This window comes from Rhodococcus sp. PvR044, assembly GCF_040548995.1.
GTDB lineage: Bacteria > Actinomycetota > Actinomycetes > Mycobacteriales > Mycobacteriaceae > Rhodococcus_G > Rhodococcus_G oryzae.
On record NZ_JBEPSX010000005.1, the window covers coordinates 209,518 to 233,316 of the forward strand.

Genomic DNA, 23,799 nt, shown 5'->3' on the forward strand with positions numbered 1-23,799 from the left:
CTCACCGCCGGGCGAGGAACTCCAGGATCCGGGCATTGACCGCCGCCGGCTGCTCGAGCTGGAGGAAGTGGCCCGCGCCCGCGATCAGGTGGGCCTCGCTACCCGGCGGGAGGTTCGGCCCCACCAGGGCGGCGAGCCGCGGATCGAGGCAGCCGTCGTCTTCGCCGTGGAGATACAGCATCGGGATCACCGGCAGCCGCATCTCGGCCCCGGCCCACCGCCGGTAGCGCGCGGGCAAGCGCGGAAACGGCCGGGCCGCGTTCCGGTAGTAGGCGAAGACGGCCCGGCGGTGTGCCCTCTCGGGGATCGCCGCCAGCACCGCCGGCAGGTCCTCGCTCGCGTCGTACCCGGGTGACCAGTCGGCCCACAACCGACGGACCAACGGTTCCGCGACGCGTTCCGGCAGGAGCGGGAGCTGGTTGAACAGGATGTACCAGCTGTTGCGCAGCTGCCGTGGGAGCACCCGCAGCGCGGCAGGCGTCCGCAGTGCCGCGAACGGCGGGACCGACAGCGCCGCCACGGCGACAAAGGGGTTGTCGGCGTGGGCGGCCAGCGCATTGGCGGTGACCGCACCCCAGTCGTGTCCGATCAGCGCAGCGTCGGACCCGCCGCCGAGCCGGGCGTGGATGGCGACGGCGTCGTCCATCAGGGCCGCGATGTGGCCGCTGCCGTCCTCCGGCACCGCCGAGGGGGCGTAGCCGCGGGTGAACGGCGCGACCACCCGCCAACCCTCGTCGGCCAGTGCGGGTCCCAGGTGCCGCCAGGTGTGCGCGGTATCCGGGAAGCCGTGCAGCAGCACCACCAGCCGGCCGGTTGCGGGCCCCCAGGTCAGGGCCCGCAGCCGGACCTCGTCGAGGTCGAGGGTGATCTCACGCATGCGGACCATCCTGGCCCATCCGCTACCTCGTCACCGGGTCAATGCATCCAAGACCAGGCCGGCCACGGCCGCCTGGGCCGCGGCCTGCGGATGGACCCCGTCCTCGAGCAACGATTCGGGTCCCGTGACGGCCGGGCTCGTGTCGATCACCAGATCCCGGTCCCCCGCGATCCGGCGAACCGCACCGGCGGTGCGTCGGACGTCGTCGTTGGACCAGTGCAGTCCGGCGCCGCCGAAGAAGGGGAACGCGGCGACGGCCGCCTCGTCCACCGGCGGCGGGGTCAGCCAGATCCAGTGCGCCGCATCGCCGGACGCTCGCTCACGGAGCAGCCGCAGGTTCCGCTCGGTCTCAGCCTCGCTGACCAGCCGCGGCCCGTCGACACCACACCGCTGGATGTCGTTGCCGCCCAACAGGATGAACACCCGATCGGCCGGCTGCCTGCGGATCCCGGCCAGTCCGGCCAGCGTCACCGTGGTGGACGCCCCCGACACCGCGAGGTTGATCAGCTCCAATCCGAGGTCCGGCCGGTGCCGGTCGATCAGCGTGCGCAGCACCTCGAACCAGGACAACCGGTCGGCGGTGGTGCTCTCGCCGATCGCCACGATGCGCTCCCCCGCGGTGAACGGCAGGCGGCGCAACCGATCCGCCACCCCCGCGTCCGCGGCCAGCCGGTCCGCGGCCTCGTCCCGCTGCCGATCCAGGTCGGCCAGTGCGGCCTCGTATCCCGCGAGGTCGGTGCCGAACACCGCAGCCTCGGTGGCCCGGTCCGGCCGCGCCCATGGCAGCGCCCGGTCCGGCCGCTGAAATCGCACCAGCTTGGGCAACATCGGATTGCTCATCGTGAACTCCCTTGATTCGCAGTGGTTTCGCCGCGCCGGGCCCGCCGGCGCGGTAGCAGGAAGGCCGCCGACACGATCCAGGCGAAGGCCGGGAACCGGGCTATCGGCAGCAGGATCGACAGGCCCGGCAACGCCACGGACAGCGTCGCGACCATCGCCACCGCCGCGATCACCAGGCCCGCCCAGGCGTGCCACCGGGGCAGCAACCGGGCCAGCAGCCCGGGCACGGCGATGCCGGCCACGAGCAGGCCAAGCGGCACCACGAACCCGGCCCCGCCGGTGACGAAGGCAAGATCGTGCAGCAGCCGGATCAGTTCGTCGTGCGCCAGGATCTCAGGCCGGGTCAATGCCCAGCTGAAGCCGGCCGACATCGCCAGCGCAGCCGCGGCCAGGACGCCACCCCCGAAACCGATCCGGGGACCGGGTGCCTGCACGCCGAGCCGGCCCAGCCGAACCGACACGACCGCGGCGAAGACGGCCAGCGGCAGCGAGGCGGCGAACTGCAGCAGGCTGGCGACCAGCACCTGGTCCGAGTGGTCCCGGAAGTAGGCGACGATCTCCTCCGCCGGGGCGAACGGCGACGGGTAGACGGCCCCGCCGCCCAGGACGATCGGTAGCACCAGCGAGGCCATGAACAGGGCGACGGCGGCGATCGCCACCGGTGGTAGCGGCGGTCCGTCCTGCGGCCGCCTCCCGGCCACCGGTCCCGGCGCCCGGTCGAGCGTTTGCACGCCGCCCGACGGTCCGCTCGGTCGCGGGCCGACGGCGCTCCTCGTATCACTCGCGTTCTCGTTCACAGCGTCATCCCTCCGGTGATGTCGATGGTGTTCCCGGTGATCCAGCCCGCCGCGTCCGAGACGAGAAACGCGACGGTCTCGGCGATGTCGGCGGGTTGACCGATGCGGCGCAGCGGCACGTGTCCGGCCACGGCGGCCAGCTGGGCGGCGGGCATTCGGTGCCGCAGCGTGGCGGTCTCCACGATGGACGGCGCCACGCAGTTGACCCGAATGCCGTTGCCTGCGTGCTCCTTTGCCAGGTGCTCGGTCAGCATGACCACGCCCGCCTTGGCCGCGGCGTAGGCGGCGTTGGCCTGCGAGGCCCGGCGTCCGGCGCTGGAGGCGACCGTGACGATCCGCCCGTCGCCGCGCTCGACCATCCCTGGCAGCACGGCCCGCAGGGTGAGGAACGTCGAGGTCAGGTCGAGATCGACGATCTCCCGCCAGCGCTGCGCGCCCATCTCCGCCGACGGTTCCGGCGCGCCCGCGCCGCCCGCCAGCGGGACCGCGATGTCGATCGGCCCGAGGTCCGCGGACACCCGTTCGGTCAGCTCCGCCAGGTGGTCGGGGTCGCGCACGTCGCCGAGGTGAGCGGTGGCCGTGCCGCCGGACCCGCGGATCTGCTGGACCAGTGCGGTCAGCCGATCTTCGGTACGACCGTGCAGGGCCACCGCCGCGCCGCGGTCGGCGAGGGCGCGACCGACCGCGGCCCCGATCGATCCGGACGCGCCGGTCACCAACGCCACCCGACCGGTGAGGTCGGCTTGGTTGAGCTCATTAATTCCAGTCATGCAATCATTCATAGCACAGAATGATTGAGTGTCAATGGTATGGTGCGGGCATGGCCACCGACCCCGCGGCGCAGCCGTTCCGACCGCCCGCGCAGCGGGTGAGCTTCCTGTTGTCCCAGCTCGGCATGTACGCCACCGCCCGATTCGCGGAGCGACTGTCCGCACTGGAGTTGCAGCCCAGCGACGTCGGCCTGCTGCGGCTGATCGCGACCGATCCGGGAATGAGCCAACAGGCGCTGGCGACCAAGCTCGGCGTGGTGCCGAGTCGGGTGGTGGCGCTGGTGGACGGACTGCAGGCCAAGGGGCTGGTGGAGCGTCAACGCAGCGCCCGGGATCGTCGCAACTACGAACTGCACCTGTCGGTGGGCGGCCGCGCGGTGATGGCGCAGATGCGCGAGATCGGCGAGGCACACGAGGCTGACCTGGTCGCGGCGCTGTCGGCCGAGGAGCGACGCACCCTCGGCGAGTTGCTGGCGAAGGTGGCCACCAGTCACGGCATCGAGCCGGACGTGCACCCCGGCTATCGCGCCCAGTCCTGAGCGGCCCGCGCCGGCCCCACCCGCCTGCGCCGCGCAACGGAAAGCGTCGCGCGGCGCAGGGCCGACGTTTCGGTCAGGCCGAGACCTCGACCGTGCCCTTCCAGGTCGTGGGGTCTTCCAGGATCCGCACCGCATAGTCGGCCAGGGCGGCGCGGCTGATCGACCGCGGCTTGTCCAGGTGCCGATTCACCGCCGCGCGGGCCTCACCCGTCGAGGCTGCGTCGGTCAGCATCGGCGGCCGGACGATGGTCCACCGCACGTCCTGCGCCGAGACGAACTCCTCCATCCGGGCCATGTCGGCGTAGCCGTGCCGGAACCGCGGCTGGATCACCAGCCGGGTCACCATGCGCTGGGCCCACGGGGTGTCGGGTGCGATCTCCAGGCCCGCCGAGGACAGACAGACGAGCCGCCGCTCCGGCCCGCCGTCCAGCGCCGCCAACAGGTTCGCGGTTCCCTGCGAGTAGACGGTGGTCGGATGCTTGCGATCCGTGCTGCCCAGGCAGGACAGGACGGCCCGGCAGTCGCCGACCTCCGATTGCCACCGCCCGCCCTGCAGCACGTCGCCCCCGATCACCCGCAGCCCCGGCCGGGCCGCCACCGCCTCCGGCCTACGGGCGACCGCCACCACTTGATGCCCGGCGTCCAGCGCCCGGTCCAACGCCAGCTTCCCCGTGCCGCCGGTCACCCCGGCCATCAACAGGTCCATCGCAACTCCGATCGCAGCAGTAAATGATTCACATTACTGAATCATAGACCGATCAATCACGCATGAGAACAGAGACAGCGTGCGGCGGGCAGCCCTGCGCTCGCATTCCGCCATCTCCGGATACCGGTTCAAGGCACCGCGTGGCGTCAACGGCACAGCCACCCACTCAGATATCGGGCGGTGAACGGGTTGATGACCCACACCATGGAAGCGACCGCAAACGACACGCTCACGGCCAACCGCACCGGCATCGGCGCACCATCCATGAGGGGCGTCAGGACAGCCCCGAGCACGGCCAGAATCGGGTAGATGCCACACACCGTCAGCAGCCACACCTTCCATCGGCGCGGTGCGCTATTCGTGGTCGTCAACAAAACCTCCAAGTTCATCGATGGCGTTCCTACGCACCCGAGTCTTGAACCTCACGCGATGATGTTGAAGACCGTGGCCTTCCTAGCAGTGACACGGCCAGGGACAGCGACCTTCATCTGTCGCTGGACTTGGCAGAATTCGGTGCGTGAGCACATCTGGGCCTCTCGGCGCCTTCCTCCGATCGCGGCGATCACTCCTTCTGCCGGCCGACGTCGGACTGTCTGTGGGGCCAGGCCTGCGCCGCACCCCTGGGCTGCGGCGCGAGGAGTTGGCAACGATCGCGGGCGTCAGTTTCGATTACTACACGCGCCTCGAGCAGGGCCGGGAACGTCGACCCGGGCACGCCGTGCTGGAGAGTCTCGCCCGGGCACTACGGCTGAGCACCGACGACAAATGCCACCTGCACCGCTTGGCAGCGCACGCCGCCGAACCACGAGCAACCACACCCCCGGCGCCCGCCCCCTCAGTGCGTCCCGCCATCGATGCGATCCTGACAGCGTTGCGGCCTTCGCCGGCATACGTCCTCAACCGGGTCAGCGACATGATCGCCGCGAACCCCGAAGGCCTGTCTCTGTTCCACGGAATCGGCCTGTGGCAACCGAACCGACGCAACACCGTCCGCTACATTTTCACTCACCCGGCAGCCCGCACGCTGTTCCGCGATTGGGAATCCACCGCACGCTCCAGCGTCGCGCAATTACGGACCATGAACGCTCACTGCCCGTCCGACCCCCACTTGCGAGAACTGGTGACAGATCTCGAGTCAGCCGACCCGACATTCCATCGGCTCTGGAGGGACCATGCCGTCGGCCCACGACGGCACACAACCAAGTCATTCGACCATCCAGATCTCGGATCAGTCACCTTCGACTTCGAGACGCTGCACCTACCCGACGACGGGCTACGGCTCTCCATCTACACAGGCGCCCGTGACACCACATCCACCGAGTAGTGCACCGTCACGGGAAGCAACGGAATATCAGCTCGTTCCCGCGTAACCGCATGGGGTGCTTCAGGTTGGCTCATCGACTGCCGGAACCTGGCCTGCAACACTCGACGGCCGGCGGCCGACGCACGCTCCATCGCCTACCGCCCCCATGCCAACCCGCCCATCAACAGGTCAACCAATTATTGGCTACGCCAATACTTGACATCCCTATAATGCCTGCATGAGTTCGTCTGACCACTCCAGCACACCCCAGCTTTCGAGTCGGCCAGGGTACGTGCTGGTTAGAGCGGCTTTACGGGTTCGCCAATGCTATGCCGACACATTGGCAGGCACTGGGTTGCTGCCGAACCAGCACGCTATCCTCAGCACGCTGCACGAACTCGGCCCTTCACACCAAAAGGAACTCGCACTTCGCGTCGTAATCGACCCGGGCGACATCGTGTCCTATCTCGACGGCCTGCAACAGAGCCAGTTCATCGTTCGGGAGCGCGATCCCGCTGACCGGCGCCGCCAGATCGTGACAATCACCAAAGCCGGCCGCACCAAGCTGATTGAGGCGGACAACGCACTGGACGAGGTGGAAGCAACCATATTCGCTTCCCTGACCGCCCGGGATCGAACGTTCCTCGACAAGCTCTCCGCTCGAATCTATGACGCGGCCGCCGAGGTCAGCGCCGCACGATAGCTCCGTGCACCGCAGAGTTTGGCGACGTTGGACGCTCGGCGTGGACATCGGGCATGCCGAACGTCATTGCCGCTAGACACCAGCAGGGATGGGCTTGACGATTCCCGGCAGGCGAGACTTCGCGACATCAGAGAGCTTGTGCCCCCAATAGCTGGGCCTGCCGTAAGTCCGAGCAACCCAACTCAAGTCGTCGACCGTCAACCCCCCAAATCCATACTCGATCTGCAATCCCGATGGGCTCCCGATGTAGACAGAGGTCATGAGGTCGTTGGTGTGCCTGCCAAGGGACTGCATCACGTCGGTGTCGTAAGTGTCGAGTAGGTCGATCAGACGGCCAAGGTCATCCATATGCTCGACTTCGAGCATCAGATGATTGAACCCAACGTGACCAGGGAACTCCGACAACGCGAGCGAGTGATGGCGACCGTTGATGTGATAGAAGCGCACGCTGAAATACTTGGTCGTGATCCGATCCGAAAGCCGGAAACCGAGAACATCGACATAAAACTCATTGGCCTTCTCGATGTCCGGAACCTGAAACACAACATGCCCGAGCCCCTGATCGCCCGTGACGAATCCCCCGCGCATCGTCCGGCCAGTCGAGAACGACAGGGGCGTTGCCACCTTTCCCCACGTCAGCTCATGCCGAATCCCCCAGGGGTCTTCGAACCATGCCAGCTCGGCAACCTCTCGCTCTGCGAGGAGTTCCGAATCACCCGCGTGAACCAGAACCCCGCGTGATTCGAGATGGTCCACGAATGCATGTAGGTCGGTTTCATTCGCCATTCCCCATCCTGCGTAACGGAACTCATCCTCCTCGCCAGGGTGGATCGCAATCCGGTAGTTGATGTCGTCAACTGCGAGACGAACGGCGCCGTCTGCCCCGTCCGGAGCAAGCATCCCTCCGAGGAGCTCCGTCCCGTAGGTCCGCCATTCCTCGGACCGGGGCGAACCGATGCCGATGTAGGACAGCTCTTGAATCATGCGCCCGACTCCTTCACTCGAGGGCCGCGACCGCGTCAGTCCTACCTGCCCAACTGAGCAGTCGCCTCATGCCCGACGTTTGGTATGCCGAAAGCGACGGTACACATGCCAGCCAATGATTGGCAATGCCAATAGTTAACTATTTGCAGCCGGCCGCCGGACCATCGGTCCATCGCCAACGGCACGGAACTCACACTGCCAACGGCTCGAGGCGTATGCCGCCCGAGCCAACGGCGCGGTCGCGGACGGGAACAGACTTGAAGCCCTTGGTGATCAGATAGACGGCAAAGCTGACCTCCCACGCGAACACCGGCAGCGCGGAGATCGCATGGGCGGCAGGGCCATAGAGCCCGAACAGACCGGCAATCGCGGAGGCGGTGACGAGCGGGCCACCGACGAGCCCGAGCACGGCGATGGGCCGGGGCGCGAGCTCGGACCGGTACACCAGGTAGGCCAGCAACAGGGTGTTCATGCCCAGCACCACGCTCGGGCCGAGCAGGAACGTCCAGTCATGGATTGCGACCAGCGCCTGCCCAACCGCGACGAGCGCGCCCTCGCCCGCGCCCGCGGCCGCGCCGTCCCGCCGCAGGGTCACCAGCGCCAGCACACTGACGATGCCGATTGTGATGATCGCGGCCTCGAGGATCCGGCCGGCGACGTGACCGAGGGCCATTCCCTCGCCCTGCCTGCGGATGACCGGATACAGCGTGACGGCCGTGCCGATGATGGCTGCGATCAGGATGAGTTCACAGAGGGCGCCCAGCAGCACCCGGCCGTCGGCACCGGCGCCGCCGACATAGCCGGGATCCGAGAGCGCCGGCTGATAGAGGGCTAGCCCCGCGATCGCCGAGACCTCGGTGACCAGGAACAACACACCGGCGGCCATTGCGGTCCTTCTTGCTGAGGTCATTGCGCCACTCCCTTGAGTCCAGAGGTGTACGTAGTACACCATCGGCCAGAACGCTAAGGTGTACGAAGTACACCTGTCAACCGATGGCGGGTGGCACGCAGGAGAGGACGGAGCCGATGGCCCGCAGCAAGGCGGAGACCCGCCGCACGCCCCTGAACCGAGATCGCGTGCTGGCCACCGCCATTGCCCTGGCCGACTCGGACGGGATCGAGGCGGTGAACATGCGCCGGCTCTCGCAGGAGCTGGGAGTGGTCCCGATGGCGCTCTACAAGCACGTGTCCAACAAGGACGAGCTCCTCGACGCGATGGTGGACACCGTCGTGACCGAGATCGATGTCCCGGACCCAAACCTGCCGTGGCGGAACGCGATCCGATCCCGCATCCTGTCCGCGCGCGCGATGCTGCTCCGGCACCCGTGGGCGCGACGCGTCATGGAATCGAGGACCGCCCCGACCCCGGCGGTGCTGGCCTACATGGACTCCACCATCGCGACCTTCACCGCCGGCGGCCTGTCCGTCGACCTCACCCATCACGTGATGCACGCACTGGGGAGCCGCATCTTCGGGTTCACCCAGGAGCTCTTCGACGAACCCGCCGATCAAGAAGTCCCCGCGGCCGCCGCCGCGCAGCTGGCCGAGGCCTACCCCCATATCGCGGCGGTCGCCGCCAGCCACCCGCACGACGAGCATTCGGTGGTGGGCACGGGCTGCGACGACCAGTTCGAGTTCGAGTTCACCATCGACCTCCTGCTCGACGGTGTCGAGCGGCTACACCGACAGGGCTGGGGCTCCGGCCAGACACCCGCCTAGGCGCGCCGTCGGAATCAGTCGGTCCCCCCACGCCGTGGCAACGTCAGCAGCCCGGTGACCCCCACACCAGCGTCTCGCCGTCGACGCGAACACTTCCGAAGAACCGCTGCTCGGCGTCCGCACCACCGCGGTTGTAGCCCTTCATGATCTCGGCCAACTCGTCGGCGAGCGCCCGCAACGCCGGGCTGACGGTCTCGATGCCGTCCTCGGACACCCACCCCCACTCCCGCGGGACGTCGTCGATCGTGATGACGACGCCGGCATCGTGCGGCGTCTCGACGAGGTAGGAGATCCCGGGAGGGGCATCGCGGATCGGATCGTGCACGGCCAGCTGCCCCGGCGCAGTAGCTGTCGCGAAGACCACTCGCGCAAAGGCGATGTCGTCGCGGATCGCGTCCGCGATGTGCGAGAGACCCGCATGCCGGCCGACTCGATCGTGCCGCGCACCGTGCGTGCGGTCGCCGGCGCCGTCCTTGACGGACTTCGTCAGGATCCGGTCGAGCATCCGCTGCGCCGCGGCTCGTTCGCCGGCGCCGGTTCGTGGATGCTCGATCAACGTTCTCAGGCGAGTGATTCGAAAGCTTGAGTTTCCGGCCACCCACCCAGGCTAGCCAGCGGGGTGCTCGGCATTCTCGCCGAGGGGCACCGCCCGTTCACCAGGCCCGACATAGGCGGCGAGCAGCGGCGGCGGCAGCGGCCCCTTGATGCGGCGACCGCCCTCGCGCTCTTCCCAGGAGTGCGCGAGGATCCCGACCGATCGGGACAGGATGAACAGGCCGCGGGCCAGCTCCGGCGCGAACCCGAGCTCCGCGTAGATGACCGCGGTGGCGCCGTCGATGTTCATCGGCACCGGGCGGTCATGACGTTGCGCGAGTTGCCGTTCGATCTCCTCGGCGACGACGAGATGCTCCCCGGAGACCGTGCCGAGCTCGACATGACGCCGCACCGCGGCGAGCAGGGGGTCACGCCTGGGGTCTCGTGGGTGGAAGCGGTGCCCGAAACCGGGCACGTAGCGGCGGTCGGACGCGAACTCGTCGAGGGAACGCCGCACGGCCTGCCCCAGGCCCGCACCGTCGAGGGCGGCTCGGCGGATCCCGTCGAGTACCTCCACGCATTGCTGCCCGGCGCCGCCGTGGTCGTCGCCGAGCAGGCCCACTCCCGTCGAGATGGCGCCGTGCAGGCCGACCCCGCAGGTCGCGGCCATGCGGGCCGCAGCGATCGATGGCGCCTGCGGACCATGGTCGACCGCGGACACCAGCGCCTTCCCCAGCAGCGACGCCTGCGCACGCGTCGGTAGGTCGCCGCGCACCATGAGCCAGATCATCTCGACGAATCCGATCCCGTCGATGAGCTGCTCGATGGGGTACCCACGCAGACGGATGACGCCCGGCTCGATGTCGCTGATCGCGGTGGACCACCAGTCGACGACATCACGGGTGCCGGTGCGGGACAGCGCGTCATCGCGCCCGGCGCTCATATCGCGTGATCCTCACGGAGACGGACGATCTCGGACCGACCGTAGCCGATCTCGGCAAGGATCTCGTCGGTGTGCTCGCCCAGCCTCGGCGCCGGAGAGGAGGGTGACACCGGATGTCCGTCGACATGTGTGGGAAGCCCGAGGACCTGCAGGGTGCCGCCGCAGGCAGCAGGCGACTCGACGGTCGCAACCAGGCCGCGACGGGCGACCTGCTCCGAACACAGGGCCTGGGGTACCGACACCACCGGGGCAGCGGGGACTCCGGCGCCCAGGAAGATCTCGTCCCATTCCGCGGCCGACTTGGCCTTGAGCGATGTCTCGAGCTCCTCGCGCAGCACGTCCCTGTTGAGCTTGCGGTCCTCGCGGGTGGCGAAGCGCGGATCGTCGACAAGCTCGAGACGGTCGAGGATTCGGCACAGGATCTCGAACTGTTCCTGCTTGTTCGCGGCGATGTTGAGGGCTCCGTCGGCGGTGCGGAAGGTGCCGGACGGCGCCGAGGTGATGTTCTCGTTCCCCATCGGAGTCGGTTCGCGGCCGGCGATGAGGTGATCGGAGACCACCCATCCCATCGAGGTGAGGGCGGCGTCGAGCATCGAGGTGTCGAGGTAGGCGCCCTGCCCGGTGCGCTGTTGACGCACCAGCGCCGAGGACACGGCGAAGGCCGCGGCGAGCCCACCGAAGCTGTCGCACACCGGGTACCCGACCCGCAGTGGCGCGGTGTCGCGAGTGCCGGTGACCGACATGATCCCGGACAGCCCCTGGACGACCTGGTCGTAGGCGGGCCTGGTCCGCATGGGTCCGTCGGCGCCGAATCCGGAGACGGCGCAGTACACAAGACGGGGATTGATGGAACGTAACCGGCCCCAACCGAATCCGAGTCGTTCGAGCACACCGGGTCGGAAGTTCTCGATCAGGACGTCCGCTCGCGTCACCAGCCTCTCGAACACCTCCTTGCCGCCTGCGGTCTTGAGGTTGACCGTGACAGAACGCTTTCCGGAGTTCTGCGCCAGGAAGGAGGTCCCGAGACGCTCGCTGCTCAGCTCGGCGCTGTCGCCGAGCTGGCGGGCGAGATCACCGGTCCCTGGTGTCTCGATCTTGATGACGTCGGCGCCCATGAGCGCGAGTTGATAACCGGCGAACGGGCCTGCGAGGACGTTCGTCATGTCCAGGACGCGGATGCCCGCGAGCAGTCCGACGCTCGCGTCCGAGCCCCCGCCGTCGATGTCGTGTTCGTGCTCTTCGTTCACAGGAACGCCTCCACACTTCCCAGACCGATGCTGCTGATCTCCGCCGCGGACTCGGTGACCGCGTCGACATAGCGCCCCACCCGATCGGCGGTGAATCGGGAGGTGGGACCACCGATGGACAGCGCCGCCAGCACGCGTCCGTCGGCAGACAGGATGGGCGCCGCGACGGCCGAGGCGCCCAGTTCACGCTCGCCGTGGGTCACCGCGTATCCGGCCTGTCTGATGCCGAGCACTTCGCGGCGAAGCGAGTCGAGATCGCGGTCCGGGCGCCCGACGAGGTGACGCAGGACCGACTCGGACGCTCCGCCGAGGAGGACCTTCGCGGCAGCCCCTGACTCGAGGGGGTACGGGACGCCGGTCTTCACCACGCTGCGCACGGTTGCGGTTCCCTCGACCTGCGCGATCGAGACCCGGCTGAGGTCCCGGCGGATGTACACGTTGACCGTTTCACCGCACATGTCGACGAGACGGGTCATGACGCGCCGCGCGTCCGCACCGACTTCCCACAGCGACCCCGCGAGATCGACCCAGCGCAGGAAACCCGCGCCCAGGCTGCAGCTGGAGTCGCCTAGATCGACGATCAGACCGAGTCCGTCCAGGGTGGCCAAGACCCGCACCGCGGTGGTCTTCGGCAGGCCGGTCAGCGCCACGATCTCGCGCAGCGTGCGGCGCGGATGATCGAGGTCGAACAACCGGAGCACGTCGACCGCCCGGGCGATGCTGCGCACCCCGCCGTCCACTTTGTCCGCCGCCAGTCCCGCTTCGGCCATCACCTCACAGTAGACCGCTAGCCGGTTTCACAGAACCATTGTGCGGTTCTAAATTGTCGTCACCGCGGGTCGCGATCGGTCACTCGGTGACGGGTGCGCTCGCTCCGGGAGGCTGTAGCTCTCGCTCTTACGAGTAAATCACGACAATCCGGCCAACCCGGACACGTGGAGGCCGAGCCGTCAGCCGAGGCCGGCGAGCTTGCGTTCGAGCACCGCCCGCTCGCGCGCATTGCCGCACAACCGAACTGCGAGCTGGAGCTCGGTGCGTGCCTCCTCGGCGCGTCCCAGTCTGGTGAGCAGCTCGCCTCGAACGGTCGGCAGCAGGTGCGAGGTCGACAGCGCCCCGGCCGCTGCCAACTCGTCAACGATCGGCAGCGCCGCGGCGGGGCCCTGGGCCATCGAGACAGCCACCGCGCGGTTGAGCTCGACCACCGGCGACGGAGAGAGCCTGCCCAGCGCCTCGTAGATGAGCACGATGCGCTCCCAGTCCGTCGCGTCGACCGATGCTGCGACGGAATGACATTCGGCGATCGCCGCCTGCAGACCGTAGGCGCCCAGTCCCCTGCCGACCCGCTCCGCCCTCGCCAGGGCGGCGCGTCCCCGACGGATCGCGGCGCGGTCCCAGCGGCGGCGGTCCTGGTCTTCGAGCAGCACCGGCTCGCCGTCTGACCCGGTGCGGGCGGGAAAGCGTGCCGCGGTCAGCTCGAGCAGCGCCAGCAGGCCCTGGGCCTCCGGCTCGTTCGGCACCAGCCTGGCCAACACCCGCGCGAGCCGCTGCGCCTCGCTCGCGAGGTCGAAACGGATCAGGTCGCCACCGAAGGTGGCCGAGGACCCCTCGGTGAAGATCAGGTAGACCACGCTGAGCACCGAGCCGAGCCGCTCGGCGCGCTCCTGCGCCGACGGCACCTCGAACGGCACCCGAGCCGCCCCGAGGGTCTTCTTCGCCCTGGTGATCCGGGCCTGAACGGTCGCGGTGGGGACGAGGAACGCGCTGGCGATCTCGTCGCTGGTCAGGCCGCCGACCACCCGCAGGGTGAGCGCCACCCTCGCCTCCCGCGACAGCACGGGGTGGCAGGAGATGAACATCAGCGCGAGCACGTCGTCGTCGATCTGGTCCGGATCCCACAGCACGTCCTCGGCGTCCCTGGCCGGGTCGACCGGTGCGCTCCCCGAGACGGCGCCGCCCTCGCCCAGGTCCTTGGCAAGGGCGGCGTACCTGACGTCGAGGGCGGAGCGCCTGCGGAATGCGTCGATCGCGCGGCGACGGCCGACGGTGAGCAGCCACCCTGCGGGGTTGCGGGGTTCGCCGTCGCGCGGCCAGGTCACGAGCGCCTCGGCCAGCGCCTCCTGGGCGAGATCCTCGGCCAGCGCGAAGTCGCCGGTGTACCGCGCGAGCGCGCCGACGATCCGCGCGGACTCGATCCGCCAGACGGCGGCGACGGCCTCACGCCCGGTGTGATCCACCCTCGCCCGCCGATCCGCTCAGAGCTGGCCGGTGGCCTCGCGCCACGCCCGCTCCTTCTTGATCCACTCGTTGTCCTGCGGGAACTCGTCGATCGTAGGGACCCTGCGGATCTCGGTCTTGAAGCCGGGGCCGGTGATCGGCGACCGCTTCGCCCACTCGATGGCCTCCTCCTTCGACGCCACGTTGAGGAGGTAGAAGCCGCCGAACAGCTCCTTGGTCTCGCCGTACGGACCATCGCTGACCACGGGCTGCTCCGAGGAGTGGTCGACGACCACACCCTCGGCGGCATCGTCGAGCCCCTCCGCGGCGAGCAGCACCCCGGCCCTGATCATCTCGTCGTTGTACTTGCCGACGGTCTCGAGCATCTCGTTGAAGTCGGTGTTCATCATTCCCGCGAAGGCCTCGTCGGTGGCTCGCATGATCAGCATGTACTTCATCGTTGTCTCCCTCGGTGGTCCGGGTCCCTCTCGGACCCTCTCATCCATAGGTCGAACGGGGAAGGACGTGGATCGACACCGCCACGAACTTTTTTTCGCGGCGATCCGAGTTCGGGCCGGCGCAGGGTCGGTCAGCTCGACTTCCCTGCCGTCGGCGACACCCGGGCGACGAGGAGCACCAGCAGTCCGCAGCAGGCCACGAGGATCCAGCCGGGCCGGGAGGCATGAGCGAGATCCGCGGGGGCGGCGGTGGCGATGACGCCGCCCGCGAGGGCAACGCCGAGGGCGGCGCCGAATTGGCGTGCAGTCGAGGTGAGCCCACCCGCAACCCCCGAACGGTCGGCGGGCAGGCCGTTGACCGCGGTGTTGGTGGTGGGGGCGTTCGAGAATCCGAACCCGATGCCGAGCAGCAGATAGGCCAACAGCAACACCAGGATGCTGGTGTCTTGGTCCAGGGACACCAGGCAGAGGCCACCGAGGGTGGTGAAGGTACCGGCGATCAGCAGCGGGCGCCGAGCGCCTACGCGTCCGACGAGGATCCCGGACAGCGGCGCGCAGGCCGTGGCGCCAAGGGCCATCGGCAGAGTGACGGCGCCCGCGGCGAAGGCGCTCATCCCCCGCGCATCCTGCAGGTAGAGCGTGCCGAGCAGCAAGGTCGCGTTCAACGCCACGAACACCACGACGGCGCCGACAACGGCTGCGGTGAACGGCTTTCGCCGGAACAGTCCGAGATCCATGAGGGGTTCGCGCCGCCGGGACTCGGTCCACACGAAACCTGCGGTGGCGGCGGCGACCACCGCGTATCCGATCAGCGCGACGGGGGAGACCCATCCGATTCGCGGACCCTCGATGAGCATCGCCACCGCGCCACCGACCATGACGACGAGCAGCAGCTGGCCGGGCACGTCGAGCCTTCTTGGCCGCTGGCCCCTCGACTCCGGGACGAAGAACGCGGTCAACAGCAGGACGGCCACGACCACCGGCACGTTGATCCAGAACACCGATCGCCAGCCGAGGCTCTCGACCAGCGCGCCACCGGTCACGGGACCCGCGGCCATGCTGACGCCGAAGACCGCCGCCCACACACCGATCGCCCTGGCCCGCTCCCTGGGATCGGTGATCACATTGACCACGATCGCCAACGCGACCGGGCTGAGCATCGACCCGCCGACGCCCTGCACGACCCGTGCCCCGATCAGGAGACCGATGGACGGCGCCAAGGCACACGCGGCGGACGCGACGCCGAATACGAGCAGCCCGAGCTGGAAGACCCGTCGTCGCCCTACCCGATCGGCCACCGCCCCGGAGGAGATCAGCAGGCTCGCCAGGACCAGTGTGTAGGCGTTGACCGTCCACTCGAGGCCGGATGTGCCGACGTTCAGGTCCTGTCCGATCGCAGGCAGGGCCACGTTGACCATCGTCGTGTCCAGCCCGACCACGAACAGGCTCAGGCAACAGATGGCGAGCACCACCCAGCCCCTCCTGCCGCTGCTGCCCCCGGGGTCGACCGGTCCCGTCGAGGGGTCCTGCCGCGGATGCGGTGGCAGGTTCGTGGTGCTGATTCCAGGCTGAGGTCGCACGATCAGTTCCTCCGGTCGGTTCGTCCGGACCGCGCGGATCCCCCGCTGCGCCGATCCCCATTCGTCGGGGGGATCGTCGCAGTCGATCCCTCGAACCCGGTAGGAAATTTGCGAGGACTGCAAAGATGGGCGGCATGGACACCGAGCTGGAGCAGATGCTCGCCGACGTCGGACCGCGACTGCGCTCGCTCCGCCGCGATCGCGGCATGACCCTCGAGACGCTCTCCGCCGCGACCGGCATCTCCGTCAGTGCGCTGTCACGGCTCGAGTCGGGCAAGCGACGCCCGACCCTGGATCTTCTTGTTCCCCTTGGCCGGGTGCATCGGGTGGCGCTCGACCAGCTCGTCGGGGCTCCGGCCACCGGCGATCCGCGCGTCCACCTCACACCGCGGCGACGCCGCAACGGCAGCGTCGTCATCTCGCTGACCAACTACCCGGGCCGGGTTCAGGTCTTCAAGCAGGTGATCGGGCCGTGCACACCAAAGCTGGTCACCCATGCCGGGTACGAGTGGCTGTATGTCCTCGCGGGTGACCTGCGCCTGATCCTCGGCGAGCGCGAGGTGCTGTTGCGTCCCGGGGAGGTCGCCGAGTTCGACACCAGCGAGCCGCACTGGTTCGGCCCGGCTGGCTATCAGGCGGTCGAGATCCTCCACCTGTTCGGGCCGCAGGGCGAGCGGGCCCACGTGCGCGCACGGCCGAAAGAACATGCGGCCCAAGATCATCAGGATTGCTGAGGATCTACCGGATCGGTTTGGCCCCCAGCCCGCGCCGCAACAACCGCCACGCCCGGTCGGCCGTGTCACGGCGGGAGTCCTCGTCGCTCTGGAGCAGGATGGGCGCGAACATCGCCAGCGCCAACACCACGTCTGCCGCCTCCACCTCAGGCGCGATGGCGCCGGCCCGGCGAGCACCCTCGACCTTCCCGACCAGCAGGTCGGTGAACCGCACACTGACCTCGACGAGCCGGGGGTCCTCCAGTCCGGCAGGGATGAGCATCGCGACGAATGCCGTTGAGGCGGTGATCTGCTCGACGATGAACTCGAGGACCTCGTCGAGCGTCGATTCCGGCCGGGCTGCCAGTTCCTCGATCTCGGCGATGTTGTCCTCGAACACCGCCAGGATGATGCTCTCCCGGTTCGGGAAATGGCGGTAGAGGCTGCCCTGGCCGACCCCGGCGGCGCGCGCGATCAGGCTCAGCGGCGCGTCGACGCCGTTCTCGGCGAACACCCGTCGCGCCGCATCGACCAGCGCCGCACGGTTTCCCGCCGCGGCCTTGGGGCCTCGATTGACTCGGTGCGATGTGTTCACGCCGACCACCCTACGGAGGTGAACATTTCGGACATCGGCCGCCGCGAGCAGTGCACTGAACGGTGATTCGAAGCTTGACTCGACGACCGGTGTGACGCACACTACAGAACCATCCGGACAACGGTGTCCGGTTAGAGGGGAAACAAAGCGTGAACTCCAGGAATGTGGTGCGTGCCGGCCGAGCTGCCACTCTCGCCGCTGCCGCGGCACTGTTGCTGCCCATGGTCAGCGGCGCCGCCGCACCCCAGTCGGACGCGCCCGGCAAGGTGCTCGAGGAGCACGCCGTCGCCACCAACACGGCAGCGCTCGCGGACTGCGGCCCGGGTTCACTGCCGGAAACCGGACTGCAGGGCGACGTCCCCGCCGCCGAGCGCGACAACGGCCGCAGCACTCAGGGATACCGCTGCAACGCCTCCGCACTCGGTGGATTCGCGGGGCGTGGGGCAGGCATCGTCTCGGCCTCCTACGACCACTGCGCCTACCTGGGCACGATCTTCCCCGGCGACCTGCTCGGCCCCTCTCCCGGCGTACAGGTCCTGGACGTGTCCGACCCGGCCCACCCCGTCCCCACCGCGAACCTGACCGAACCCGCCATGCTCGCGGGCACCTGGGAGAGCCTGAAGGTCAACGAGAAGCGCAAGCTCCTGGTCGGCACCGGCGTCCCCGCGCTCACCGGCAACGGCCTGCTCTCGGTGTACGACATCTCCGATTGCGCCCACCCGCGCCTGCTGAACCCCGGCCCGGGCACCAACCTGCAGATGCCGCTGCCCATCACCTCCCACGAAGGCGGCTTCTCCCCCGACGGCAACACCTACTGGTCTTCGGGAATCGCCCCGAGTGTGGTCAGCGCCGTCGACCTCACCGACCCGGCCAACCCACACGTCATCTGGCAGGGCCTGATCGGCCAGTCCGCCCACGGGTTCGGCATGACCCCCGACGGCAACCGGATGTACCTGTCGGACAACGGCGGTGGCATCACGGTTCTCGACACCAGCGCGGTGCAACGCCGCGATCCCAATCCCCAGGTCCCCCAGCTCGCTCAGCTGACCTGGACCGATGGCATGGCGACGCAGCACAGCGTCCCGGTCACCTACGACGGCACGCCCTACCTGTTCACCCCAAACGAGGGCGGTTCCGGCGGGGTGAAGCTGATCGACGTCTCCGACGACGCCAACCCCCGGATCGTCAATACGATCAAGCTCGAGATCAACCTCCCGGAGAACCAGGACTCGGCCATCGGGTCCGCTTCCGGCGGTTCGGCATTCGGCTATGAGTCGCACTACTGCGCGGCGGACCGGCCGACCAACCCGACCGCCCTCGCCTGCGGCTGGAGCTCCTCGGGAATCCGGGTGTTCGATGTCAGTGACCCCTTCGACGTGCGGGAGATCGCCTACTACAACCCGCCCGCGATGAAGGGCCGCAACCTCGAACGCTGGAACTCTCCGCACGCGCTGGCGTCGGTCCTGGGAATCCCGGCGCTCAGCATCTCGGCCGCGATGCAGGCCAAGGAGCAGGGCAAGTTCAACATGGACGAGGCGCTCACCTCGCGCACCGGGATGATCGCGGGCGGCGACCTGACCACCGACTGGTGCTTCTCGCCGCCGCAGTGGCGCGGCACCCAGCTCTGGGTCACCTGCTCCGACAACGGATTCATGGCCCTGCAACTCGACAACGACGTCTATGACCCGCCCGCAAACCAGAAGTCCACGCTCGGATCATGACGAAGGCAACCTGCATTCGGGTCGCCGCGCTCGGGGCGGCGGCGCTGCTCTTCCTCGCTCTGGGCGCGGCGCTCCGCCCACTCGTCATCGACGAACCACAGGTCTCCACAACGGTGTTGAACGACACCGAGATCGGCTTCATCCAGGATATGGCGGGGCATCACCAGCAGGCGCTGATGATGGTCCAGCGGCTGGACCCCGGGATCGATCCGGGCGTCGCGCGCCTCGCCCAGCAGATCGGTGACGCCCAGCGCATCGAGGTCGGCACTCTGATGGGCTGGCTCCGACTCGCGGGCGTCACCGCCGCCAACCCCGCGCCGATGGCCTGGATGGGCGCCGACCACGAAACCGGCGGCGCCCATACGCATCGCGCCACAGTCCCGCCCGCGGACCCGCCGGCGGACCAACCGGCGGCGCTCATGCCCGGCATGGCCACCACCGCCGAGCTCGATGCCCTCGCCACCGCCCGCGGCCGCGACGCCGAAACGCTGTTCCTGCAACTGATGCAACGCCACCACCTCGGCGGGATCGCCATGGCCCAGGCCGCAGACCATCTGCTCGACGAAGGCCCGGTCAAGCAGACCGCGCGCAGCATGATTCTGGAACAGGGCTCGGAGACCGGGCTGATGACGGCCCTGCTCGATCAGCGGGGTGCCCAACCCCTCGGATAGGCGAGCCGACCGCCGCTACTGGACGGCGTCGGGGTCCGAGCCGGAGCCGACCATGTCTCCATCGTCGAACCCGGCCGCCCAGTACCGACCCCGCAGGGACAGGTTCAGGAGCATCTCGGTGACCTCCTCGGGCGTGAGGGGTGGTGGGTCGAGGTCGAGCCACCACTGCAGCACGCCGACCACTTCCCCTACCCATGCCCGCGACAGCACCGTGAGGTCCATGCGCGGGGTGACGCCGAGTGCCGTGGCCCTGGCCCCGAACATCTCCGCCGCTGCCGCGCTGCAGTCGTCGACGAACCGCCGCAATGCACGGCCGTCCCCCTCGCCCCGCAGGATCATTCGATAGATGTCGCGTTCCTCGGCTGCGTGCCGAAAGATCTCGAGTACCGGCCTTCCGGTGAACCCCACCGACGATTCTGGGGTCAGCGAGCGAAGGCGCTCCTGCAGATCATCGATCAGGCCGGTGACCACCTGTGCGAGCAGGGCGTCCTTGTCCGGGAAGTGGGTGTAGAAGGTGGCCCTGCCGAGGTCTGCTCGCTCGGTGATGTCCTCGACCGTGACGGCCGAGTACCCACGTTCCAGGGTCAATGACACCAGCGCGTCCCGTAGGAGTCCGCGACTCCTACGAACCCGACGATCTTCGCTTGCCACGCGATACTCCCTGGGTTGCCTGAGGTCGGAGCTGGACAGAGTACCCACTACCGTACAGAGCGTCGGTGCCGTCCCTACCCTGCTGACCACCGGGTTCACCCCGGGTTCTACCGGGATCGCCGCGGGATGCGGTGGACGAGGAAGGGATCGAGAGTGTCGATCGCCTCCTCTGGCTGGGTGCGGTGATTCCAGCGGAACATCGAGATGGTGATCGCTTCCGGGGTGAAATCGATCAGGGTGAACCCGTTCTCCTCGAGCGGTTGGACGATCTCCTGCGCAGTGAGGGTGGTCGAAGGTATCGGCGGTGTTCCCCGGAACGACGAGGGAAAGCCCGGGGTGCTGCTACCGGGCGTGCCCACGCACAGGCTCACAACGGGGTTTGCGGACAGATCGTGGTCACGGGTCCGGGAGATCGTGCCCAGCGCCGAGCAGTGCAGATCCCCGCTGACCCACAACGGAATTCGGTCCCGGCGCTCGGAGGTGGCGACGACGAGGCGGTCGTGCTGGTCGTGCCAGCCGCTGGGCCAGAACGGCTTGTCCAGGTCGGCCGAGAGTTCGCCGTCCTTGCCGAGCAGGTCCGGGTACCACTCGGCGAATTTCCCTGCGCCCCAGAGAATCGGCGAGCTGGGGATGTGCGCGATGTGGGACGCCGTGGTGCTGCGCGTGCGTTTGATCAGCCACTGCTCGATCGGCTTCGGTACCAGGCGGGCCTCGGGGTGGCCGTCGCGGCCCGGATTGTTGTTGTAGTCGGGCTGCGCCGGGTCGCGAGTGTTGTTCATCAGACCCTTGGCATTGTAGATCCAGCCCTCGAACAGATCGCCGTAGCGCAGCACTCCGAAGTCCGGTGACCGGCCGTCGGCGTTCGCGTATTCGGACGGCATGTCGTATCCCGCAAAGAGTTCCGGATAGTAGAAGTCCTGCGTCGCGCGGGCGGTGTCGAAGGCGAACCGATCGGGCGGGAAGGTCCGCGCTGCATCGGTCGCCTCGTCGTTGTCGAGGTAGTCGTGGTCGTCGCGCACGAAATAGACGGGGGTGGAGCGCCACTCGACCCCGTACAGGTCGGCGATCTGCGGACCGAAATCCCGCTTGAGGATCTGCTCGTTCGCGGTGCCCTTGACCGGCTGATTGCGGTCGAAGTACCCGCCGCCGATCACCGCGGCCTGTGGCGAACGCCCCTGGGCGATGCTGCTCGGGATGGAGCGGGTGTCCCAGTAGATGTGGTCACCGTTGGCGTGCATGGCGTCCGGAGCAAAGGACCGCATGCGATCAAGCAGGCGACGCTTGACCCGAAGAGGCTGGAACTGCGGGACGAGCGGCGGGAACCCACCCGCGTTCGGGCCGAGGAACTCGTCCGGACCACCCGCGCAGGTGATGCACGCCAGACGGAAGCTCGACGCCCGACTGTCCGGCGCGGGAAAGGTCCGCAAGGGCCACGTCGAGGTCACCGCGGCGCCGGCGGAGTCCACGATCCGCAGCGTGTACTCGTGGTCGGCGGACAAGCCGCGAGCATCGAATTCGAAGCACTCGCCCATGGTGTCGGTCATCCGCCCGGGGACACGGAGGTCGTCGACCAACAACACCGGCTCGGCCTGCTGCGGACCGCGGAACGACACCTTCACCACGAACCGCTCATGGGTCGCCGACGGCAGGATGTGCCGGACACTGCCCGCCTCGAACCCCTCCACACCGGCCGCACCACCGCCGGGCACGCCCGCTTGCGCGCTCGCCGGGGCCGTGACCAGCGCCGCTGCCGCGGCTGCTGCCACCCCACCCGTCCGGGCGAGGAACGCCCGCCTGTTCCAGGACCCACCCTGCTGCTTCACGATCAATCTCTCTTTCCGCCGGCGAACATCCACTGATTCCGTCGCTCAGGCCTCTCCCGACGACTCCAAGACCATTAATAGACATGGTGTACAGCATTGGACATAGTGCCCTAGACCTAGGAAAGCAGCAAGGGTTGGCCGGCGAGGCTTCGAGTGGCCGGAAATTCGGTTGCGGCACGACCTCCTCCTCCTGCAACATCGGTGGGTCCGATCCGACAGTCGACTTCAGGGAGGGGAACCGCATGGCCGCCTGGCCGTTCGGCGCCGCGTGCGCCGTCTCGCTCCCCTGCCCTCCCGCCTGACCGAGGCCCCACGTGACGTGACCCGGTCGGCGCCCTCGTCGAAGGATCACCCATGTTCACTCCCCATCACCTCGTCCGCTTCGGCTGGAACGAGGCGGTCTCCCACGCCTTCAGCACCCTCGACCTCGACCTCGACGAACCGGGTCGCGTCGTCCGCGTCGACCGCGGCGAATGCGACGTCGTCACCGCATCCGGGCAAATCCGTGCGCGCACCGGCGCCCAGTCGGTCTGCACCGGCGACTGGGTCACTGTCGGCGGCTCGGTCGTCGAGGACGTCCTGCCCCGACACAGCGCGATCGTGCGCGCCTCGGCGTCGATCCGCTCCGAGAGTCAGGTGCTCGCCGCCAACGTGGACACCGTGGTCATCGCGGCCGCGCTCGACACCGATGTCGACCTCGGCCGCATCGAACGCTTCCTCGCCCTCGCCTGGGAGAGCGGGGCGACGCCCGTGGTCGCGTTGACGAAAGCCGATGCGGCCCTGGATGTCTCCCGCGCCCTCGCGGATGTCGCGGCGATCGCGCCCGGCGCCACGGTGCTCGCGGTCAGCGCCAGGACCGGGGACGGCCTCGATGTTCTGATCGCGGCGGTCGACGGCACCGTCGCGCTCGTCGGGCAGTCCGGCGCGGGCAAGTCGACGCTGGCGAACGCGCTCCTCGGCGAGGACCTGTTCGCGACAGGCGAGGTCCGGCACGGCGATCACAAGGGCCGCCACGTCACCGCGCACCGTGAGCTGGTGCCGCTGCCGGGCGGCGGCACCCTCATCGACACCCCGGGGCTTCGTGGCGTCGGGCTGTGGGACGCGGCCGACGGAATCGGCCGGGCGTTCAGCGAGATCGACGCCCTCGCCGAGCAGTGCCGGTTCGGCGACTGCAACCACGACGCCGAACCGGGTTGCGCGGTACGCGACGCCGTCGAGCGCGAGGAGCTGCCGCAGCGCCGGCTCGACAGCTACCGCAAGCTGCAACGCGAGAACGAGTGGATGGCCGCGCGGACCGACGCACGCCTGCAGGCCGAGCGGACACGCCAGGTCAAGGTGCAGTCACGCTGGCTCAAGGAGCGTTACCGCAACCGGTAGATCGGCGCGGCCATGGGCCGTCGAGCGGGTGGCG

26 protein-coding genes are annotated in these 23,799 nt (G+C 68.7%); 8 read left to right on the plus strand and 18 right to left on the minus strand.

All coding sequences use genetic code 11. From position 1 onward, the window contains the following. Window position 1: 1 nt before the first annotated feature. The 4 genes from ABIC28_RS14140 to ABIC28_RS14155 form a co-directional block, all read right to left on the minus strand. Window positions 2-877, minus strand: coding sequence for an alpha/beta fold hydrolase (locus tag ABIC28_RS14140; protein ID WP_354579428.1), 876 nt, complete (start codon window positions 875-877; stop codon window positions 2-4). A 30-nt stretch (window positions 878-907) separates the two neighbouring features. After that, window positions 908-1,717: an SGNH/GDSL hydrolase family protein gene (locus tag ABIC28_RS14145; protein WP_354579430.1), complete on the minus strand. Its 810-nt coding sequence runs from the start codon at window positions 1,715-1,717 to the stop codon at window positions 908-910. Then, window positions 1,714-2,448 carry a hypothetical protein gene (locus tag ABIC28_RS14150; RefSeq protein ID WP_269589629.1) on the minus strand — a complete coding sequence of 245 codons (735 nt, stop codon included), beginning with the start codon at window positions 2,446-2,448 and terminating at the stop codon, window positions 1,714-1,716. Before ABIC28_RS14150 ends, ABIC28_RS14145 begins: the two co-directional genes overlap by 4 nt. Before the next feature lie 62 nt (window positions 2,449-2,510). Next, window positions 2,511-3,284, minus strand: a complete 774-nt coding sequence (locus ABIC28_RS14155; RefSeq protein ID WP_269589628.1) for an SDR family NAD(P)-dependent oxidoreductase — start codon at window positions 3,282-3,284, stop codon at window positions 2,511-2,513. 50 nt (window positions 3,285-3,334) lie between these two features. Here ABIC28_RS14155 and ABIC28_RS14160 point away from each other — a divergent pair, with 50 nt between their 5' ends. Beyond that, a complete protein-coding gene (locus ABIC28_RS14160) occupies window positions 3,335-3,823 on the plus strand; it encodes a MarR family winged helix-turn-helix transcriptional regulator (RefSeq protein ID WP_097211759.1) in 489 nt (162 codons plus the stop codon). Between the two features lie 73 nt (window positions 3,824-3,896). On the opposite strand, the gene ABIC28_RS14165 is transcribed toward ABIC28_RS14160, so the two are convergent. Further along, on the minus strand, window positions 3,897-4,529 hold the full coding sequence (locus tag ABIC28_RS14165; RefSeq protein WP_354579433.1) for an NAD(P)-dependent oxidoreductase: 633 nt from the start codon (window positions 4,527-4,529) through the stop codon (window positions 3,897-3,899). Window positions 4,530-4,675: 146 nt separating this feature from the next. Next, window positions 4,676-4,900: a putative antibiotic biosynthesis monooxygenase gene (locus tag ABIC28_RS14170; RefSeq protein ID WP_354579435.1), complete on the minus strand. Its 225-nt coding sequence runs from the start codon at window positions 4,898-4,900 to the stop codon at window positions 4,676-4,678. A 146-nt stretch (window positions 4,901-5,046) separates the two neighbouring features. Here ABIC28_RS14170 and ABIC28_RS14175 point away from each other — a divergent pair, with 146 nt between their 5' ends. Both ABIC28_RS14175 and ABIC28_RS14180 read left to right on the plus strand, forming a co-directional pair. Further along, complete coding sequence (locus ABIC28_RS14175) at window positions 5,047-5,853, plus strand: helix-turn-helix domain-containing protein (RefSeq protein WP_354579437.1); 807 nt, start codon at window positions 5,047-5,049, stop codon at window positions 5,851-5,853. Between the two features lie 217 nt (window positions 5,854-6,070). Further along, window positions 6,071-6,535, plus strand: coding sequence for a MarR family winged helix-turn-helix transcriptional regulator (locus ABIC28_RS14180; RefSeq protein WP_097211763.1), 465 nt, complete (start codon window positions 6,071-6,073; stop codon window positions 6,533-6,535). A gap of 72 nt (window positions 6,536-6,607) precedes the next feature. On the opposite strand, the gene ABIC28_RS14185 is transcribed toward ABIC28_RS14180, so the two are convergent. Then, window positions 6,608-7,519, minus strand: coding sequence for a VOC family protein (locus ABIC28_RS14185; protein ID WP_354579439.1), 912 nt, complete (start codon window positions 7,517-7,519; stop codon window positions 6,608-6,610). 190 nt (window positions 7,520-7,709) lie between these two features. Further along, window positions 7,710-8,429: a DUF4386 domain-containing protein gene (locus ABIC28_RS14190; RefSeq protein ID WP_354579441.1), complete on the minus strand. Its 720-nt coding sequence runs from the start codon at window positions 8,427-8,429 to the stop codon at window positions 7,710-7,712. A gap of 116 nt (window positions 8,430-8,545) precedes the next feature. Between ABIC28_RS14190 and ABIC28_RS14195 the strand changes: the two genes are divergently transcribed. Continuing rightward, the gene (locus tag ABIC28_RS14195) at window positions 8,546-9,238 is read left to right on the plus strand and encodes a TetR/AcrR family transcriptional regulator (protein ID WP_097211820.1); all 693 of its coding nucleotides are present in this window, start codon (window positions 8,546-8,548) and stop codon (window positions 9,236-9,238) included. Window positions 9,239-9,281: 43 nt separating this feature from the next. On the opposite strand, the gene ABIC28_RS14200 is transcribed toward ABIC28_RS14195, so the two are convergent. From ABIC28_RS14200 to ABIC28_RS14230, 7 genes are all read right to left on the minus strand, one after another. After that, window positions 9,282-9,794, minus strand: coding sequence for a hypothetical protein (locus ABIC28_RS14200; RefSeq protein ID WP_269589620.1), 513 nt, complete (start codon window positions 9,792-9,794; stop codon window positions 9,282-9,284). A gap of 51 nt (window positions 9,795-9,845) precedes the next feature. Then, window positions 9,846-10,715: a citryl-CoA lyase gene (locus tag ABIC28_RS14205; RefSeq protein ID WP_269589619.1), complete on the minus strand. Its 870-nt coding sequence runs from the start codon at window positions 10,713-10,715 to the stop codon at window positions 9,846-9,848. Continuing rightward, the gene (locus tag ABIC28_RS14210) at window positions 10,712-11,962 is read right to left on the minus strand and encodes a CaiB/BaiF CoA transferase family protein (RefSeq protein ID WP_257017472.1); all 1,251 of its coding nucleotides are present in this window, start codon (window positions 11,960-11,962) and stop codon (window positions 10,712-10,714) included. Before ABIC28_RS14210 ends, ABIC28_RS14205 begins: the two co-directional genes overlap by 4 nt. Then, entirely contained in the window at window positions 11,959-12,732 is a 774-nt protein-coding gene (locus tag ABIC28_RS14215; protein ID WP_097211768.1) for an IclR family transcriptional regulator, read from the minus strand. The genes ABIC28_RS14210 and ABIC28_RS14215 overlap by 4 nt, the downstream gene beginning before the upstream one ends. A gap of 180 nt (window positions 12,733-12,912) precedes the next feature. Further along, the gene (locus ABIC28_RS14220; RefSeq protein WP_354579445.1) at window positions 12,913-14,196 is read right to left on the minus strand and encodes an RNA polymerase sigma factor; all 1,284 of its coding nucleotides are present in this window, start codon (window positions 14,194-14,196) and stop codon (window positions 12,913-12,915) included. Window positions 14,197-14,214: 18 nt separating this feature from the next. Further along, window positions 14,215-14,634 (minus strand): YciI family protein, encoded by a 420-nt coding sequence (locus tag ABIC28_RS14225; RefSeq protein WP_097211770.1) that lies wholly within the window; start codon window positions 14,632-14,634, stop codon window positions 14,215-14,217. 131 nt (window positions 14,635-14,765) lie between these two features. Then, window positions 14,766-16,214: an MFS transporter gene (locus tag ABIC28_RS14230; RefSeq protein ID WP_354579448.1), complete on the minus strand. Its 1,449-nt coding sequence runs from the start codon at window positions 16,212-16,214 to the stop codon at window positions 14,766-14,768. 134 nt (window positions 16,215-16,348) lie between these two features. Between ABIC28_RS14230 and ABIC28_RS14235 the strand changes: the two genes are divergently transcribed. Beyond that, a complete protein-coding gene (locus ABIC28_RS14235; protein ID WP_097211822.1) occupies window positions 16,349-16,948 on the plus strand; it encodes a helix-turn-helix domain-containing protein in 600 nt (199 codons plus the stop codon). 4 nt (window positions 16,949-16,952) lie between these two features. Here the strand turns inward: ABIC28_RS14235 and ABIC28_RS14240 are convergent, their stop codons facing one another. Then, complete coding sequence (locus ABIC28_RS14240; RefSeq protein WP_097211823.1) at window positions 16,953-17,522, minus strand: TetR/AcrR family transcriptional regulator; 570 nt, start codon at window positions 17,520-17,522, stop codon at window positions 16,953-16,955. 221 nt (window positions 17,523-17,743) lie between these two features. On the opposite strand from ABIC28_RS14240, the gene ABIC28_RS14245 reads away from it, so the two are divergent. Together ABIC28_RS14245 and ABIC28_RS14250 are read left to right on the plus strand one after the other, a co-directional pair. Next, window positions 17,744-19,243 carry an LVIVD repeat-containing protein gene (locus ABIC28_RS14245; RefSeq protein ID WP_245222156.1) on the plus strand — a complete coding sequence of 500 codons (1,500 nt, stop codon included), beginning with the start codon at window positions 17,744-17,746 and terminating at the stop codon, window positions 19,241-19,243. Next, window positions 19,240-19,914 (plus strand): DUF305 domain-containing protein, encoded by a 675-nt coding sequence (locus ABIC28_RS14250; protein ID WP_097211773.1) that lies wholly within the window; start codon window positions 19,240-19,242, stop codon window positions 19,912-19,914. The genes ABIC28_RS14245 and ABIC28_RS14250 overlap by 4 nt, the downstream gene beginning before the upstream one ends. Before the next feature lie 15 nt (window positions 19,915-19,929). On the opposite strand, the gene ABIC28_RS14255 is transcribed toward ABIC28_RS14250, so the two are convergent. Together ABIC28_RS14255 and ABIC28_RS14260 are read right to left on the minus strand one after the other, a co-directional pair. Then, window positions 19,930-20,565 carry a TetR/AcrR family transcriptional regulator gene (locus ABIC28_RS14255; protein WP_269589612.1) on the minus strand — a complete coding sequence of 212 codons (636 nt, stop codon included), beginning with the start codon at window positions 20,563-20,565 and terminating at the stop codon, window positions 19,930-19,932. Window positions 20,566-20,672: 107 nt separating this feature from the next. Then, on the minus strand, window positions 20,673-22,388 hold the full coding sequence (locus ABIC28_RS14260; RefSeq protein WP_354579451.1) for a hypothetical protein: 1,716 nt from the start codon (window positions 22,386-22,388) through the stop codon (window positions 20,673-20,675). 354 nt (window positions 22,389-22,742) lie between these two features. Between ABIC28_RS14260 and rsgA the strand changes: the two genes are divergently transcribed. Next, entirely contained in the window at window positions 22,743-23,765 is a 1,023-nt protein-coding gene (gene rsgA, locus ABIC28_RS14265) for a ribosome small subunit-dependent GTPase A (protein ID WP_354579453.1), read from the plus strand. Window positions 23,766-23,799 lie beyond the last annotated feature (34 nt).